This window comes from Aeromonas sp. 160P, assembly GCF_055193095.1.
Genome location: NZ_JBUXKV010000001.1, coordinates 1,735,580 through 1,748,928, shown reverse-complemented (window position 1 = coordinate 1,748,928; position 13,349 = coordinate 1,735,580). Strand labels below are relative to the sequence as shown.

The 13,349-nt window shown below is 56.4% G+C and carries 12 protein-coding genes; 6 read left to right on the top strand and 6 right to left on the bottom strand.

Features of this window, described 5'->3' with window-relative positions; all coding sequences use genetic code 11:
- Positions 1–37 precede the first annotated feature (37 nt).
- From ACY8FN_RS08300 to ACY8FN_RS08290, 3 genes are all read right to left on the bottom strand, one after another.
- Complete coding sequence (locus tag ACY8FN_RS08300; protein ID WP_101321076.1) at positions 38–1,678, bottom strand: methyl-accepting chemotaxis protein; 1,641 nt, start codon at positions 1,676–1,678, stop codon at positions 38–40.
- Between the two features lie 173 nt (positions 1,679–1,851).
- Complete coding sequence (locus ACY8FN_RS08295; RefSeq protein WP_463099720.1) at positions 1,852–2,496, bottom strand: DsbA family protein; 645 nt, start codon at positions 2,494–2,496, stop codon at positions 1,852–1,854.
- A gap of 75 nt (positions 2,497–2,571) precedes the next feature.
- Entirely contained in the window at positions 2,572–3,432 is an 861-nt protein-coding gene (locus ACY8FN_RS08290; protein WP_267528430.1) for a Vmh family MBL fold metallo-hydrolase, read from the bottom strand.
- Positions 3,433–3,558: 126 nt separating this feature from the next.
- Between ACY8FN_RS08290 and ACY8FN_RS08285 the strand changes: the two genes are divergently transcribed.
- The 3 genes from ACY8FN_RS08285 (at position 3,559) to ACY8FN_RS08275 (ending at position 6,778) form a co-directional block, all read left to right on the top strand.
- Positions 3,559–4,458, top strand: coding sequence for a LysR family transcriptional regulator (locus tag ACY8FN_RS08285; RefSeq protein ID WP_463099719.1), 900 nt, complete (start codon positions 3,559–3,561; stop codon positions 4,456–4,458).
- Positions 4,459–4,872: 414 nt separating this feature from the next.
- The gene (locus ACY8FN_RS08280; protein WP_463099718.1) at positions 4,873–5,967 is read left to right on the top strand and encodes a porin; all 1,095 of its coding nucleotides are present in this window, start codon (positions 4,873–4,875) and stop codon (positions 5,965–5,967) included.
- Positions 5,968–6,142: 175 nt separating this feature from the next.
- A complete protein-coding gene (locus ACY8FN_RS08275) occupies positions 6,143–6,778 on the top strand; it encodes a murein L,D-transpeptidase catalytic domain family protein (RefSeq protein ID WP_101347771.1) in 636 nt (211 codons plus the stop codon).
- A gap of 77 nt (positions 6,779–6,855) precedes the next feature.
- On the opposite strand, the gene ACY8FN_RS08270 is transcribed toward ACY8FN_RS08275, so the two are convergent.
- Entirely contained in the window at positions 6,856–7,287 is a 432-nt protein-coding gene (locus ACY8FN_RS08270; protein ID WP_068978010.1) for a universal stress protein, read from the bottom strand.
- Positions 7,288–7,474: 187 nt separating this feature from the next.
- Here ACY8FN_RS08270 and ACY8FN_RS08265 point away from each other — a divergent pair, with 187 nt between their 5' ends.
- On the top strand, positions 7,475–8,230 hold the full coding sequence (locus tag ACY8FN_RS08265) for a substrate-binding periplasmic protein (protein ID WP_463099717.1): 756 nt from the start codon (positions 7,475–7,477) through the stop codon (positions 8,228–8,230).
- A 12-nt stretch (positions 8,231–8,242) separates the two neighbouring features.
- Here ACY8FN_RS08265 and ACY8FN_RS08260 read toward each other — a convergent pair whose 3' ends face one another.
- Positions 8,243–8,695 carry an RNA methyltransferase gene (locus ACY8FN_RS08260; protein ID WP_101325501.1) on the bottom strand — a complete coding sequence of 151 codons (453 nt, stop codon included), beginning with the start codon at positions 8,693–8,695 and terminating at the stop codon, positions 8,243–8,245.
- 203 nt (positions 8,696–8,898) lie between these two features.
- On the opposite strand from ACY8FN_RS08260, the gene ACY8FN_RS08255 reads away from it, so the two are divergent.
- Both ACY8FN_RS08255 and ACY8FN_RS08250 read left to right on the top strand, forming a co-directional pair.
- Complete coding sequence (locus ACY8FN_RS08255; protein WP_194495536.1) at positions 8,899–9,990, top strand: PfkB family carbohydrate kinase; 1,092 nt, start codon at positions 8,899–8,901, stop codon at positions 9,988–9,990.
- Positions 9,984–10,892, top strand: coding sequence for a pseudouridine-5'-phosphate glycosidase (locus ACY8FN_RS08250; protein WP_463099716.1), 909 nt, complete (start codon positions 9,984–9,986; stop codon positions 10,890–10,892). The genes ACY8FN_RS08255 and ACY8FN_RS08250 overlap by 7 nt, the downstream gene beginning before the upstream one ends.
- Positions 10,893–11,119: 227 nt before the next feature.
- Here the strand turns inward: ACY8FN_RS08250 and ushA are convergent, their stop codons facing one another.
- Positions 11,120–12,844, bottom strand: a complete 1,725-nt coding sequence (gene ushA, locus ACY8FN_RS08245) for a bifunctional UDP-sugar hydrolase/5'-nucleotidase UshA (RefSeq protein ID WP_463099715.1) — start codon at positions 12,842–12,844, stop codon at positions 11,120–11,122.
- Positions 12,845–13,349 lie beyond the last annotated feature (505 nt).

Below are 13,349 nucleotides of genomic sequence, written 5' to 3'. Positions count from 1 at the left end.
ACCTCGCGGCAACCGGGCTGTTTGACTAACTGATCTATTACACCCTGAAACGACGCACCATCTCCTGCAGCTGAGTCGCCAAATGGTTCAGCTCGTTACATGCCTGAGCCATCTGGGTGGCACCAGAAGCCACCTCTTCTGAGGCGTGGCTGATATTGACCACGTTACGGTTGAGCTCCTCACTCACCGCTCCCTGCTCTTCGGTGGCAGTCGCAATCTGGATATTCATATGGGAGATGCTGCTGACCGAGCCACTGATCTGGGAGATGGATGCCCCGGCTTCCCGTGCGGTAGAAACTGTGGTGTTCATCAGCTCCTGGCTTTGCTGCATGGTACTGCCCGCCTGTTCGGCACGCTGCTGCAGCTCGGCGATGATGGTGTTGATTTGGGAGGTAGAGTCCTGAGTCCGTTTGGCCAGAGTCCGCACCTCATCGGCTACCACCGCAAAGCCGCGCCCCTGCTCACCGGCCCGGGCTGCCTCGATGGCGGCGTTGAGCGCCAGCAGGTTGGTCTGTTCGGCAATGCCGCGGATCACCTCCAGTACCATACCGATATTGCGGCTGTCATCCCCCAACTGACGGATCACCACGGCAGTACTCTCGATGGCACCGGCGACGCGCTCGATACGCTGGATGGAGTCGTTCACCGTCTTGGCCCCAATCTCTGCGGTTTCGCTGGCCGAGGTGGCCGCACTGGCGGCATCGCTGGTGTTGCGCGAGACCTCCTGCACCGTGGCCTGCATCTCGTTCATCGCCGTAGCCAACTGGTTCAGCTCATGCTGCTGGGCATTCATGTTATTAGCTGATTGGCGAGCCACCGAGCTTATTTCCTCGGCAGCAGAGCTCAGTTGCACCACGGAACCGGAGACCTCGCTCACCAGGGTGCGCAGATTGGTCTGCATTTCGCCAAACCCTTTGGCCAGAGTACCAAGCTCGTCATTGTTGAATTGCTGCATATCGATGCGTGAGGTCAGATCACCGGAGGATACCCGGCGGGTCTGTTCCAGCAACACCATCACCGGATTGCGGATCTGACCGGTCAACAGCCAGGCAATCACCACCACAAAGCCCAGAGTCACCAGGCTGACGATAATGCTCATGGTTCTGGCACTGCTGTAGAGCGCCTCCACATCTTTTGTCATCTGGGCCGCAATCTCGTTATTGATTTCCCGCAAGCGGTAGGATTTTGCTCCCACTTCCTCCAGTGCGACCCGGGTTTCGTTTTTGCGCAGACTTCTGACCCGTTCCAGATCGCCAGCAGCAAAGGCGCTCAACAGTTGGTCATGCACCGAAAAATACTTGGCTCCCGCTGCAACCACCTGCTCATAAACCTGCTTCTCTTCACCAGTAGTGAAAGGTAAAGCACCATATTTTTGGGCTGCTTGCTCAAATTCCTGCTTGGCCTTATTGAAGGTCAGGGTGCGATCGCTTACCTCTTGATCATCCTTATTCAGACCACCAATCACCTGGGCCAACTCTGAACGGCGGGCATCAAGAATGGCGACATGCATTTGACTGGCATAACGAGTGGAAGGCAGCAAATTGCCGGTGATGGTTTCGGTATCACCATAGAGCTTTGCTAACTGGCTAATAGAGAACCAGGCCAAGCCCAGAACAAGCACGGCCAGAATGGCAAATCCGGCGCTCAACTTCTGGCCGATAGACATGTTTTTGAACATATGAGGGCTTCCTTGAAATGGGTCTTCACTCCCGTGACATCCCCCGGGAATGGTCATATAGAGCATAGCCTGCGCACAGAAAACGGAAGGATTTCATATCGTTTCGGTGCATGCTTGGCTATCGGCCCAAGAGCGGACTCCTGAAGTCACCCCGACCCATTTCCCGGAAATTGTCACTTGTTCAAGACGATAAGATGCTGGCGAAATCCATCCGGGTCTCCCAGAAAATCGGCAACGCGGATAGACGTTACTCGACCGTTGTGCAGCAACCCAAGGGTGGGATAGCCCTGACCACCCAGCTGTTTCATCCAGCCCTGGCTATCTGCCAGATGTTGCAACAAAGGGGCCTGCAGATAGGCTTGCTGGAATGCCTCGGCAGCAATCCCCTGCTCTGCCGCCAGTGTGGCGAGCAACGCCGTTTCACCAATCCAGATCCCGTCCCGATAGTGGGATTGCTGGATCCGATGCAACATCGCCAGACCATCACCCCCCAGTGCCGTGACGGCCAATACCGCACGGATCGGCTGCTCGGAGTCCAGCAGACACCCTTCCCGCAGCAGCAATTCGTTGAAGTAACGCTCGCCAAAATGCTGGCCAGTCAGCGCTTCAATCCGCTGATCGTGGGGGCGCACATAATCACGCAATGCCGCGCCCATCGGCTGACGGCGGCTGCCCAGCCAGAGGCCGCCCGCATGCAGCTCAATCTTGAGTCCGTCAATGGTGGCTGCCGCCTGCAGCAGAGGAGCTGCACCGTAGCACCAGCCACAGAGCGGGTCATAGACATAATGGAGGGTGGTTTGCTGTGCGTTCATCGTCATTCTCACTTAAATCTTGGATAAAAAACCGGGCCCTGAGGCCCGGTAAAAAAACACAGGGAGAGCAGGCTCAGTGGCTTACCACTTCATCTCGCCGGTATTGACCTTGGCACCGATGGCCAGACCATCATCAACCGGCAGCGCCGGGTAGGCCTTCTTCAGAGCCTCAATCAGCTCACCGGAGTTTTTCGCCTTGGCCAGCTCCTGCTCGAAACGCTGTACATAGTCACGGGTAAAGGTCACAGCGGCAGTGCCTTTGGGTGCGGTCCCCAGGAAGTGGCCCGGCACCACGCGCTCAGGTTTCAGGGCCAGCAGGTTATCCAGCGCCTTGACCCAGTTGCTGCGGGCCGCTTTGGTCTGGCTGTCGGCCATCCAGACATGCACCCCGTGGTAGACAGGCACCCCACCAAAAGCGGTCTTGATGGAAGGAGCCCAGAGGTAGGCATTCGGGGTGTTCATCTCTTTGATTTCAATCTTCTCACCATCCAGCGTCAGATGGCTGGCAGTCATCACTTGCGGCACGGTCAGGCTCTTCGGTGCGCCCTTGCCCAGGATCGGGCTCCAGTAGCTCAGCTTGGCATCCTTGGTCTGGTTGATGTGATCCACCACATGCTGGTCGGCCAGCACTTTGACATCAGGGAACGCCGCCATGACCGGCTCCAGACCGAAGTAGAAGTCGGGGTCACCGGCACTGATATAAACAGTGGTCAGCTTCTTGCCGCTCTTCTTGATCATGTCGACCAGCGCCTGGCCATTTTGCACGTCGAACTGGGCATCGATCAGGATTGCCTCTTTGTCACCGGTCACCAGTGAGGAGGAGACCGGGAAGATCGCCTTCTCGCCAGGGTTGTAGACGGTCACGCTCAGGGGGGCGGCCAGTGCGGCACCACTCAACAGGGTGGTAGCCAGAGTCAGGTTGCGGATCAGGGTGTTGTTCATCATCTATTCCTCATTAAGTATTCGGGGGTTCATTTGATGGACACAGTGTATTGGATCATTTAGGGTGCAAATACAGCATAAAAAGCACATCACTGTTGCACATATCGAACATATAGAGAGCCATACATGGATCGACTGACCGCATTACGGGTCTTCGTCAGCGTAGTCGAACAAGGGAGCCTGAGCGGCGCCGGAGAGAAACTGGATATGTCGCGCGCCATGGTGTCGCGCTATCTGGCCGAGCTGGAGAGCTGGATGGGTGCCCGCCTGCTGCACCGTACCACTCGGCGCTTGAGCCTGACCGGGCCGGGAGAGGAGGCGCTGAACCGGGCCCGCGCCATGCTGGCGCTCGGCGAGGAGATGGAGCAGATCGCCGTGAAGGGCGATGACGCCCCCAAAGGGCAACTGCGGATCACCAGCAGCTACTCCCTGTCGGAAGCCTTATTGGTCGGAGCCGCCAACGACTATCTGGCGCAATACCCGGGGACGGCCATCGACATCCTGCTGCTCGACAGAACCGTCAATCTGGTGGAGGAGCGGATCGACCTGGCGGTGCGCATCACCAACGACCTCGACCCCAATCTGGTGGCGCGCCGTCTCGGCACCTGCCACTCGGTAGTCTGTGCCAGTCCAGCCTATCTGGCTCGCCATCCGATGCCGCACAAAGTGCAGGATCTGGCGCTGCACAACTGCCTCACCTACACCTACTTCGGCAAGAGCCTATGGGAGTTCAATGGCCCGGATGGCCCCGAGTCAGTGCCGGTCAGCGGCAACCTGAGCGCCAATATCTCCAACCTGCTGCTGGAGGCGACGCTGGAAGGCGCCGGGATCAGCCTGCAGCCCCGCTACTCGGCCCAACCCTATCTGGAGCGGGGGGATCTGGTACCCCTGCTGACCGACTGGCAACCCAAGCGGCTCGGCGTCTACGGGGTGTATGCCACCCGCAAACAGATGTCGCCGCTGCTGCGCAGCTTCCTCGACTTTCTGCTGGCGCGCATGGCAGTCGATCCCATCTGGCAGGAGTGAGTTCATGCCTTTGCGGCCTTGTGAACCGGCAAACTCAGAGGGCGCTATCCCTCATTGAGCCAGTGATCGCCATCGGCTTCACTGGCCGCCTGTAAACCGGAAGGTTCATCAGGTGTCACGACGATCCCACTGACCTTGGCTGCCCACCCAAACCGCTAACACAGTGAAAAACGCCCGGTAACCACACAGGATCTTGTGGTGCCTCTGCCTGAAAAAACAGCGTTACTTGGCGTGACGGTATGTGAAGGGGCTTGCACTTTGGTAATAACAACAAACTCATCAGCGATTAACCCACAGCTGATTCAGCTCCAGTCAAGGTTAATAGCTCTACCTTGTCCCCATCGGCTCTAATCCGATCACACATCAACAAGGACCGGTACAGGTCCAAGTGCTTACATCAGAGGAATAAAGCATATGAAGAAGTCTGCACTGACTATCGCCATCTCCAGCCTGCTGCTGGCCAGCGGCGCCCATGCTGCTACCGTCTACAACCAGAACGATACCAAGCTGGAAATCGGCGGCCGTGCTCAGGGTATGTACTACGGTACTGACGACAATGGCTCCGAAGGTGATCAGAGCTATTTCCGTGTCAACATGCGCGGTGAGACCAAAATTGCCCCCGAGATGAAAGCATTCGGTTTTGCCGAGTACAACCTGCCGACCTCCGGTTCTGACAACGACGAGCTGCGTTATGCCTACGCTGGCATCAAGCACGACCGTTTCGGCGCATTCAGCTACGGTCGTCAGGATGGTCTGTTTGCCATCGTGAACGACTACACCGACGTTCTGCCAGAGTGGGGCGGTGACGGCCTAGGTAAAGGCACCGAAGTATTCGGTACTGGCCGCACCAACGGCGTTGCCAAGTACATGTTCAACCAGAATGGTCTGACCCTGGGTGCCCAGTTCACTGGTAACAACTCTGTCCAGAATGCTGACCGTTCCGACTTCAAAACTCTGGGCGTTTCCACTTGGAACAAAAACGGTTCCAAAGAAGGCTTTGCTGTAGCCGCTGCCTATGACTTCGATATGGGTCTGGGTCTGTCCGCTGCCTACAACCAGGCTGGCAAAACCGACGAGCAGGCTCGTTATGCCGCCTTTGGTGGCGACAAAGATGCCAAGCTGATGGGCTTCGGTGCCAAGTATGCAGTCGGTGACCTCTATTTGGCTGCTACCTATGCACACGGTGAAGACCACCTGTTTATCGGTAATGGTTTCAATGGTTATGCCGAGAAGCACGATGGTTACGAAGCCGTAGCCCAGTACACCATCGGCAAGTTCAAGCCTTCTCTGGCTTACCTGCGCACTGATGTAAAAGATACTGCTAACAATATCGATGATACCTACACCGAATACGTATCTATCGGTGCCTGGTACAACTTCACCGACAACTTCAATGCCTACGTTGATTACAAGCTGAACCTGCTGGATGAAGTTGGTTCTACCAGCAAATCCAAACTGGGCAAGAACACCGACGACGTAGTCGCTGTTGCCCTGCAGTACAACTTCTAAGTAATTGGAAGTCAGTTATACCCTGTAATACCAATGTCTACTGTTTGAATTACTTCCGGCCGCTCTGCGGCCGGTTTTTTTATTGCCCCTTTTCAGCACCTTGCATATAACTATCAAGCGGATTGGCTGTCGTATCCGCGTGGTTGGCAGGGAGTACAAAAGGAGATATTCACGGATGATGCAAGTTCGCGGGAACAGAGGCTGGCAAAGTGGGTGGCTGCTGTTGCCACTGCTGTGGATGTCGCTCATCTGGAGCAGCACGGCAGATGCCAGCTGGGATCAGAGTCTCTATCGTCAGCTGGGTCTGGCAGGCAAGCTGGATAAACAGACCTTTCGCCAAGCACTCAACAGTTATCAAACCGTGCGCCACAAGCGCAAATCTATTCTCACCATCATCGATTACAGCAAGCCGTCTACCCAGCGCAGGCTGTTTGTCATCGACATGAAACGCCACAAGCTGCTCTATCACACCTGGGTCAGTCATGGCCGCAACTCGGGTGAGCTGGCCGCAGAGCGCTTTTCCAACCAGCTCAACTCCCGACAAAGCTCCCTCGGCGTCTATCGCACCGCTGAAACCTATCTGGGCAAGCATGGCTACTCTCTGCGGCTGGACGGCCTCACCCCAGGCAAAAACAGCAATGCCCGCAAACGTGCCATAGTGGTGCACGGCGCCACCTATGCCAGCCCGACTCATCTGCGCAAATATGACAAGCTCGGCCGCAGCTGGGGTTGCCCTGCCCTGCCCAAAGAGCAGGCCCGGGCTATCATAGATACCATCAAGGGTGGCAGTGTCATCTACGCCCACGGCTAGCGGGCACAGAGCCAGAAAACGCAAGGCCAGCAATCGCTGGCCTTGTTTGTTACGCTTGTCACACTAAACGGGGTGCGTTATTGGCGCACCACCAGTACCGGGCAGGGTGCATGGCGCACCACAGATTCGGCAACGCTACCGACCAGCAGATGGCTGATACCTGAACGGCCGTGGCTACCCATCACTATCAGATCCACCTCATCATCCTTGGCCTGAATGACGATCTCGTCGGCGGCACGACCAAAGCGAATATCAAAGGTGGCAGGGATCGGCAGGGTTGCAACCAGCTCTTTAAGCTGCGTTTTAGCCTGACGCTCCATCTCATGGGTAATTTCCACTGCCGTCATATGCAGAATTTTGTAGCTGTCAAAACCGTGCAGTTGATCAACCACGTGGATCAGCTTGAGCTGGGCCTGATGGCTCTGCGCCATAAACACGGCATAGTCGAGTACCGCACGAGACATTTGGGAAAAATCGACAGGACAGAGCAGAGTTTTAATTGATGGCATAATGCAGTCTCCTCTACTGATTGGGGTGCTATTGAATCTTTACTCGATCATAACGATCCAACTGCAAATAACCCTCGACCCTGTCGCAAAATGAAGATGAGAGATTTTTTCTCCGCATAACCACAATAGATGCCATGGTATAAATCAGGCTATCCGGTTTTCCACTCACACAAGGCCTGCCCTGACCATGTTGCGCATCGCCTGCCTGTTGCTCTGTTATCTCTGTGGCTCTTTTAACTGCCGCGCAGCATCTATTGATGTCTATTGCGATGACTGGCCGGGCTTTTGCCAACCGGATGGCAAAGGAATTTATCTCGATCTGGTGCGAATCATCTACCAACCTCACGGCTATCAGATCGTGCCCCATATCGTGCCCTACAAACGCGCCGTCGCCATGATAGCCAGGCAAGAGGGCGATATGGCCATGAGCGTCTATCGGGACGAGGTCAAGGGTGTGCGGCAACCTGAACATCCCGCCTCGGCTGATGATCTGACCGTAGTGATGCTCAAGCGCTGGCAACCACAGTGGCAAGGGGAGATCAGCCTGCAGGGACAAACCGTGCTGTGGCGACGGGGATGGGCGCTGGAAAAATATCTCCCGGTCGCCATGCAGTGGCATGAAATCGACAGTGACGAGATAGCCCTGCAACTGCTCGACAAAGGGCGTTATCGCTATTACCTGACTGCCGGGGTACTTCATACCACCGATGCCACCCCCAGCAACATGTACCACGTTTTTTTACGCTGGATCCCGACCTACCCCATTTTTGCCGACACAGAGCAGGGTGGCCGGCTACAACAACTCTGGGATCAAGAGATGGTGAAGCTGATCCGCAACGGCACACTGGCCGAGATATATCGCCGTTATCACCTCTATGACTACTACCAAAGCTTTATCAAAGAGCAGGAACAGAACGTCACATCAAGCGCATCTCCTGAATGATCCGTATTGGCACTATCTCCCTCGATAGCCCTTCGCCAAGCGGTCATAGAGGATCACATTGACCGAGGCGGCCAGATTCATGCAGCCCTGAGTCGGTACATAGACCACATCTTGCACCGCCCCGTAGAGCGCGGGATCCAGGGTGCCATCCTCCGGCCCGAAGATATAAAAAGCGCGCTCCGGGTGGACATAGTCGGGCAGCGGCGTGGCGCCCTCGATCAGATCGACCACCACGGGCACGCATCCCTGTGGGATAAACGCCATCAGATCATCCACCCCCAGCAGCGGGATCTTTTCCACCATCTGCTTGGTATCGGTGGCAAAGCGGCGCGCCAGCTCGAAGCGGTTGCCGGTGTAGTAGACCTCGTCCACCCCGTAGCAACCCGCAGCCCGCATCACGGAGCCGACATTTTCCGGGGACTTGGGATTGACCAGCCCCACGCAGCAGAATGCACTCTTTTCCATCATCTCTCCTCATCTTGCGGCGGCCATTATAAGCAGCAACGGGGCCACCGACCCGTTAAAAGTACCCCGCCCGGCTCAACCGCTCGCCAACCCATCACGAATGGCGTTTTTTTGTGCGCCAACCGACAAATTTTGGATAACCCGATAGCCAGCAAACGTTTATTGGAAATAATAGACAAACGTTTGCAACTGGATGTTTGTCTATGACGGAACGTGAGCAAGAGATCCTCGCCCTGCTGCGCCAGGACCCCATGATTGCCCAGCAGGAGCTGGCCGATCGCCTTGGCATCAGCCGCTCTGCGCTGGCCAGCCACATCTCCAGCCTGATCCGGCAGGGGTATGTGCAGGGCAGAGGCTATGTACTGCGAGAGGGCCCCTACGTGGTGGTGATCGGCGGTGCCAATATGGATATTTGCGGCACCAGCCACGACAACCTGCTGCTCGGTGACTCCAACCCGGGCAAGGTGCGCACCTCGGCGGGTGGTGTTGGCCGCAATATCGCCGAAAATCTGGCACGGCTCGGCAGCGATACCCGGTTGCTGACCGCGGTCGGCAACGACCAGTATGGCCACCATCTATTGGAAGTGAGCCAGCGGGCCGGCGTCGATGTGCGCCAGACCCTGGTGCTCGACGGCCACACCACCTCCTGCTACCTCAGCCTGCATGACGGCAGCGGCGAGATGAGCTGCGCCATCAACGACATGGCCATTATCGAGCAGCTCACCCCTGCCCGCCTGACCCCGCTCGGTGGCTTTCTCGGTGGCGCCCGGCTCTGGGTGCTCGACACCAATCTGGCCATCCACACCCTCGACTGGCTGTTCGAGCGGCAGGGTGATCACGCCATCTTTGTCGATACCGTCTCGGTGGCCAAGGTGGAGAAGATCCGCCCCTGGCTCGGCAAGATCCACACCCTCAAACCCAATCGCAGCGAGGCAGAGCAGCTGTGCGGCATGACCATTGCCGGGCCTGAAACCTGGCCCATGGTAGCCGCATGGTTCCACCGCGCCGGGGTCAAGCGGCTGTTCCTCAGTCTGGGTGAACAGGGGATCTTCTACAGCGATGGCGAGCAGCAGGGCCACCTGCCGGTGCTGGGCAGTCCGGTACTCAACGTCACCGGCGGCGGGGATGCCTTTATGGCTGGCCTCGCCCACGCCTGGCTGCAACAACTCGACATCGCCCAGACCACCCGCTTTGCCCTGGGCTGCGCCGCCCTCACCGTCAATTGTTCCGATACCGTTTTTTCCGGTCTGAGCAAGACCGCCGTTGACCGCATACTGGAGGAGTACTCATGCTGAACGCTTACCTCGATATCCAACCGGAAGTTGCTGCCGCGCTGGCCGCTGGCAAACCGGTGGTCGCCCTCGAATCCACCATCATCTCCCACGGCATGCCCTATCCGCAGAACGTGGAAACGGCCCGTCAGGTGGAGCAGGTGGTGCGCGATAACGGCGCCATTCCGGCCACCATCGCCATCCTCGACGGCCGCCTAAAGGTGGGTCTGGATGCCGGTGCGCTAGAAGCGCTGGGCCGGGCTGGCCACGACGTGACCAAATGCAGCCGCCGCGACATTCCGTTCGTGCTGGCGCGCAAGGGGATGGGGGCCACCACGGTCGCCTCCACCATGATCATCGCCGCCATGGCGGGGATCCGGGTCTTTGCCACCGGTGGCATTGGCGGGGTACATCGCGGCGCGCAGGAGACCTTCGATATCTCCGCCGATCTGCAGGAGCTGGCCCAGACGCCGGTAGCCGTGGTCTGCGCTGGCGCCAAGTCGATCCTCGATATCGGGCTGACTCTGGAGTATCTGGAGACCCAGGGCGTACCGGTGATCGGCTATCAAACGGGCGAGCTGCCCGCCTTCTACACCCGCGAGAGCGGCTTCAAGGTTGATTACCGGCTCGATACCCCGGCCGCCATCGCCGAGGCGCTGCGCCTCAAGTGGGAGCTGGGACTGGCGGGCGGCGCTGTGGTCACCAACCCTATCCCGACCCAGTTTGCGATGCCCAAGGCCGATATCGACGCGGCCATTGCCCAGGCGCTGCATGAAGCCAATGAGCAAGGGATCAAGGGCAAGGCGTCAACCCCCTTCCTGCTGGCCCGCGTCTGCGAGCTGACCGGCGGCAACTCGCTCGCCGCCAATATCCAGCTGGTACTGAACAACGCGGCGCTCGGCGCGCGGATCGCCGCCAACCTGTGATGCAACGCGGTGTAAAACGCCATGTAAATAGGGCCAGGCAGCCATACTCGACCAATCAGTGACAGCCATGTCAGAACCTTGATGAAGAGTGATAAAAGCTTCAGGTCACGCAAGAGAAACAAGGCGAAAAAAATCCCCAAGTGATACTTGGGGATTTCCGTATATCAGAGACAGACCACTGGCTGCTCTTTATGGCTGCATCAGGGACGACAAGCCCCGATAACGAATCAGTTACACCCTTCGCTAGCAGTGGAGTTCAGGTAGCTCACTTCGTTGGCTGGCTGGTAATCAGCCACATTGATGACCTTCTTGATCTCGATGTACTCCTTCAGCACAGCGGCATCCACCAGCCCGGCGTTGATGGTATCGATCTTCGGATAACCGTCACCACCAGAGGCGCTGAAGCTCGGGATGGCGAAGCTGTAGGTAGCCGCCGGGTCAAACGCCTTGCCACCGATGCTGGTGATATTGACGCTCTTGGCCTGGCAGTCTACCGCCATGTTGATACCACCAAACTGGGCATAACCGCCGGTGTTGCGGGTCTTGGTAGCTACCTTACCCAGATAGGTCGCCAGATCGCTCCCCTTCAAAACCGCTTTGTTGACTGTGTTGCCAAAGGGGTGAACCAGCAGCACGCTGCGATAGGTGATATCACCGGCAGGGATGCTGTCACGCACACCACCGGAGTTGACGATGCCAAAGTCGGCCGCCAATTTGCTGGTAGTGGCAGTGGTAATGAGGCGCCCAAGGTTGGTCTGCTTGTTGCGAACCGAGTTGCGATCACCAACCAGCTGGCCGTCGGTAGAACCTATCAGCACATTTAGCTCCTGCTGACCTTTATCTTGGTATTTCTGTAGCGTGCGATAGAGATCAGGATCCTTGGTAATCTCTTTTTGTACCCACTGCATCAAGGCAGGATTTGATGTGGCCTTACCCTGGTTGTCGATAGGTTCGCCCTTAGCGTTACGCTTGACAAGGTTGACCGGGATCAGCTCATAGCTGGTCAGGGTCAACTTGCCATTTTGGTAGTCAAACTGGGCACGACCCACATATTTGCCCCACTCGTAAGCCTGCATGATCCAGGTGCCCTTCTGCTGATCCGGCTGGCAAGTATCACCCGGTTGAAAATTGGCGTACTTGTTGATCTTGCTCGGCTCCATACAGACCGGATTCTGGGAGTGGCCACCAATAATGGCATCAAGGGTACCCGCAGGAAGGGCGCGAGCCATCTCTACATCACCCGGTGCATTGCTGCCATGCTGACCATTCTCGTAATGGCCCATATGGGTGATGGCAAAGACCAGATCGGCTTCCTTGTTGCTGCGGATCTGCTGGCCCAGTTTGGCCGCTTCGCTGGTCGGATCGCGAAACGCCAGGGTTTTCACGTTGTCGGGATCCACCAGCTGGGCAGTATCCTCGGTGGTCAGGCCCAATACAGCGACCTTGAGACCACTCTCCAGCGTGAACACCTTGTAGGGGTCAAAATAGTGCTTACCGCTGGCTTTGTCGTAAATGTTGGCCGACAGCATGGGGAACTTAGCCCACTCGCGCTGCTTCTCCAGCACAGTTAGGGGGTTGTCAAACTCGTGGTTGCCCACAGCCATGGCGTCGTAGCGAATGCTGTTCATCGCCATGAAATCCGGCTCGGCATCCTGCAGGTCGGATTCAGGCACCCCGGTGTTGACGTCACCACCAGAGAGCAACAGCACCTCGCTGCCAGCGGCCTTGGCCTCGGCCCGCAGTCGATCGACCAGGGTCTTCTGGGCGGCCATGCCGTACTCATTTTCTGCGTTGTGCCAGAAGCGGCCGTGAGTATCGTTGGTGTGCAGTATGGTCAGTTTGCAGACATTTTCGGTACAGGGTGCAACGGTGTCATTAGTGGAGGTATTACAGCCAGTCAGTGCAGCCAGCACGGCCAGTGCCACGCTGCCTTTGATAAAGTTATTATTCATTTCCATATCACCTTGATTATTATGTTATTTAACAACTCTGTACTGAGGTGGGTTGCCAATTGGATTGCCAATATAACAAACTGCAGATGACCATTTTTCATCCGTGATCCACAAATTCTACTAATTGTGATCTTCGACCCAAGATCCTGTCTGCTACTCATTTCCTGCGACATCATGGCTCTCGTTATCCACTTGTGGCCTTAAGCTCCTGCTTGATGGTCGACATTGGATTACTTATTTTCATGGCAAATACAAATGATAACTATTGTCAAGCTAGTGACATAATTAAAAACTTAAAATTTTTTTGAAAATACCTAAAAAGAGAGGCAATTCGCATTTTGTTGAAAGAAAACTACGTATAATCTTGGGGTTAAAGTATTCATAGCAAGGTGTTTAACTGCTCAGCAACACCATAAATGGCGATAATAACGACATTTTCATCCAGGGATTTGGGTGTTTTACAAAAAAACCAGTAAGAAAAACGGACTAAAACCTAGCAGTTTGA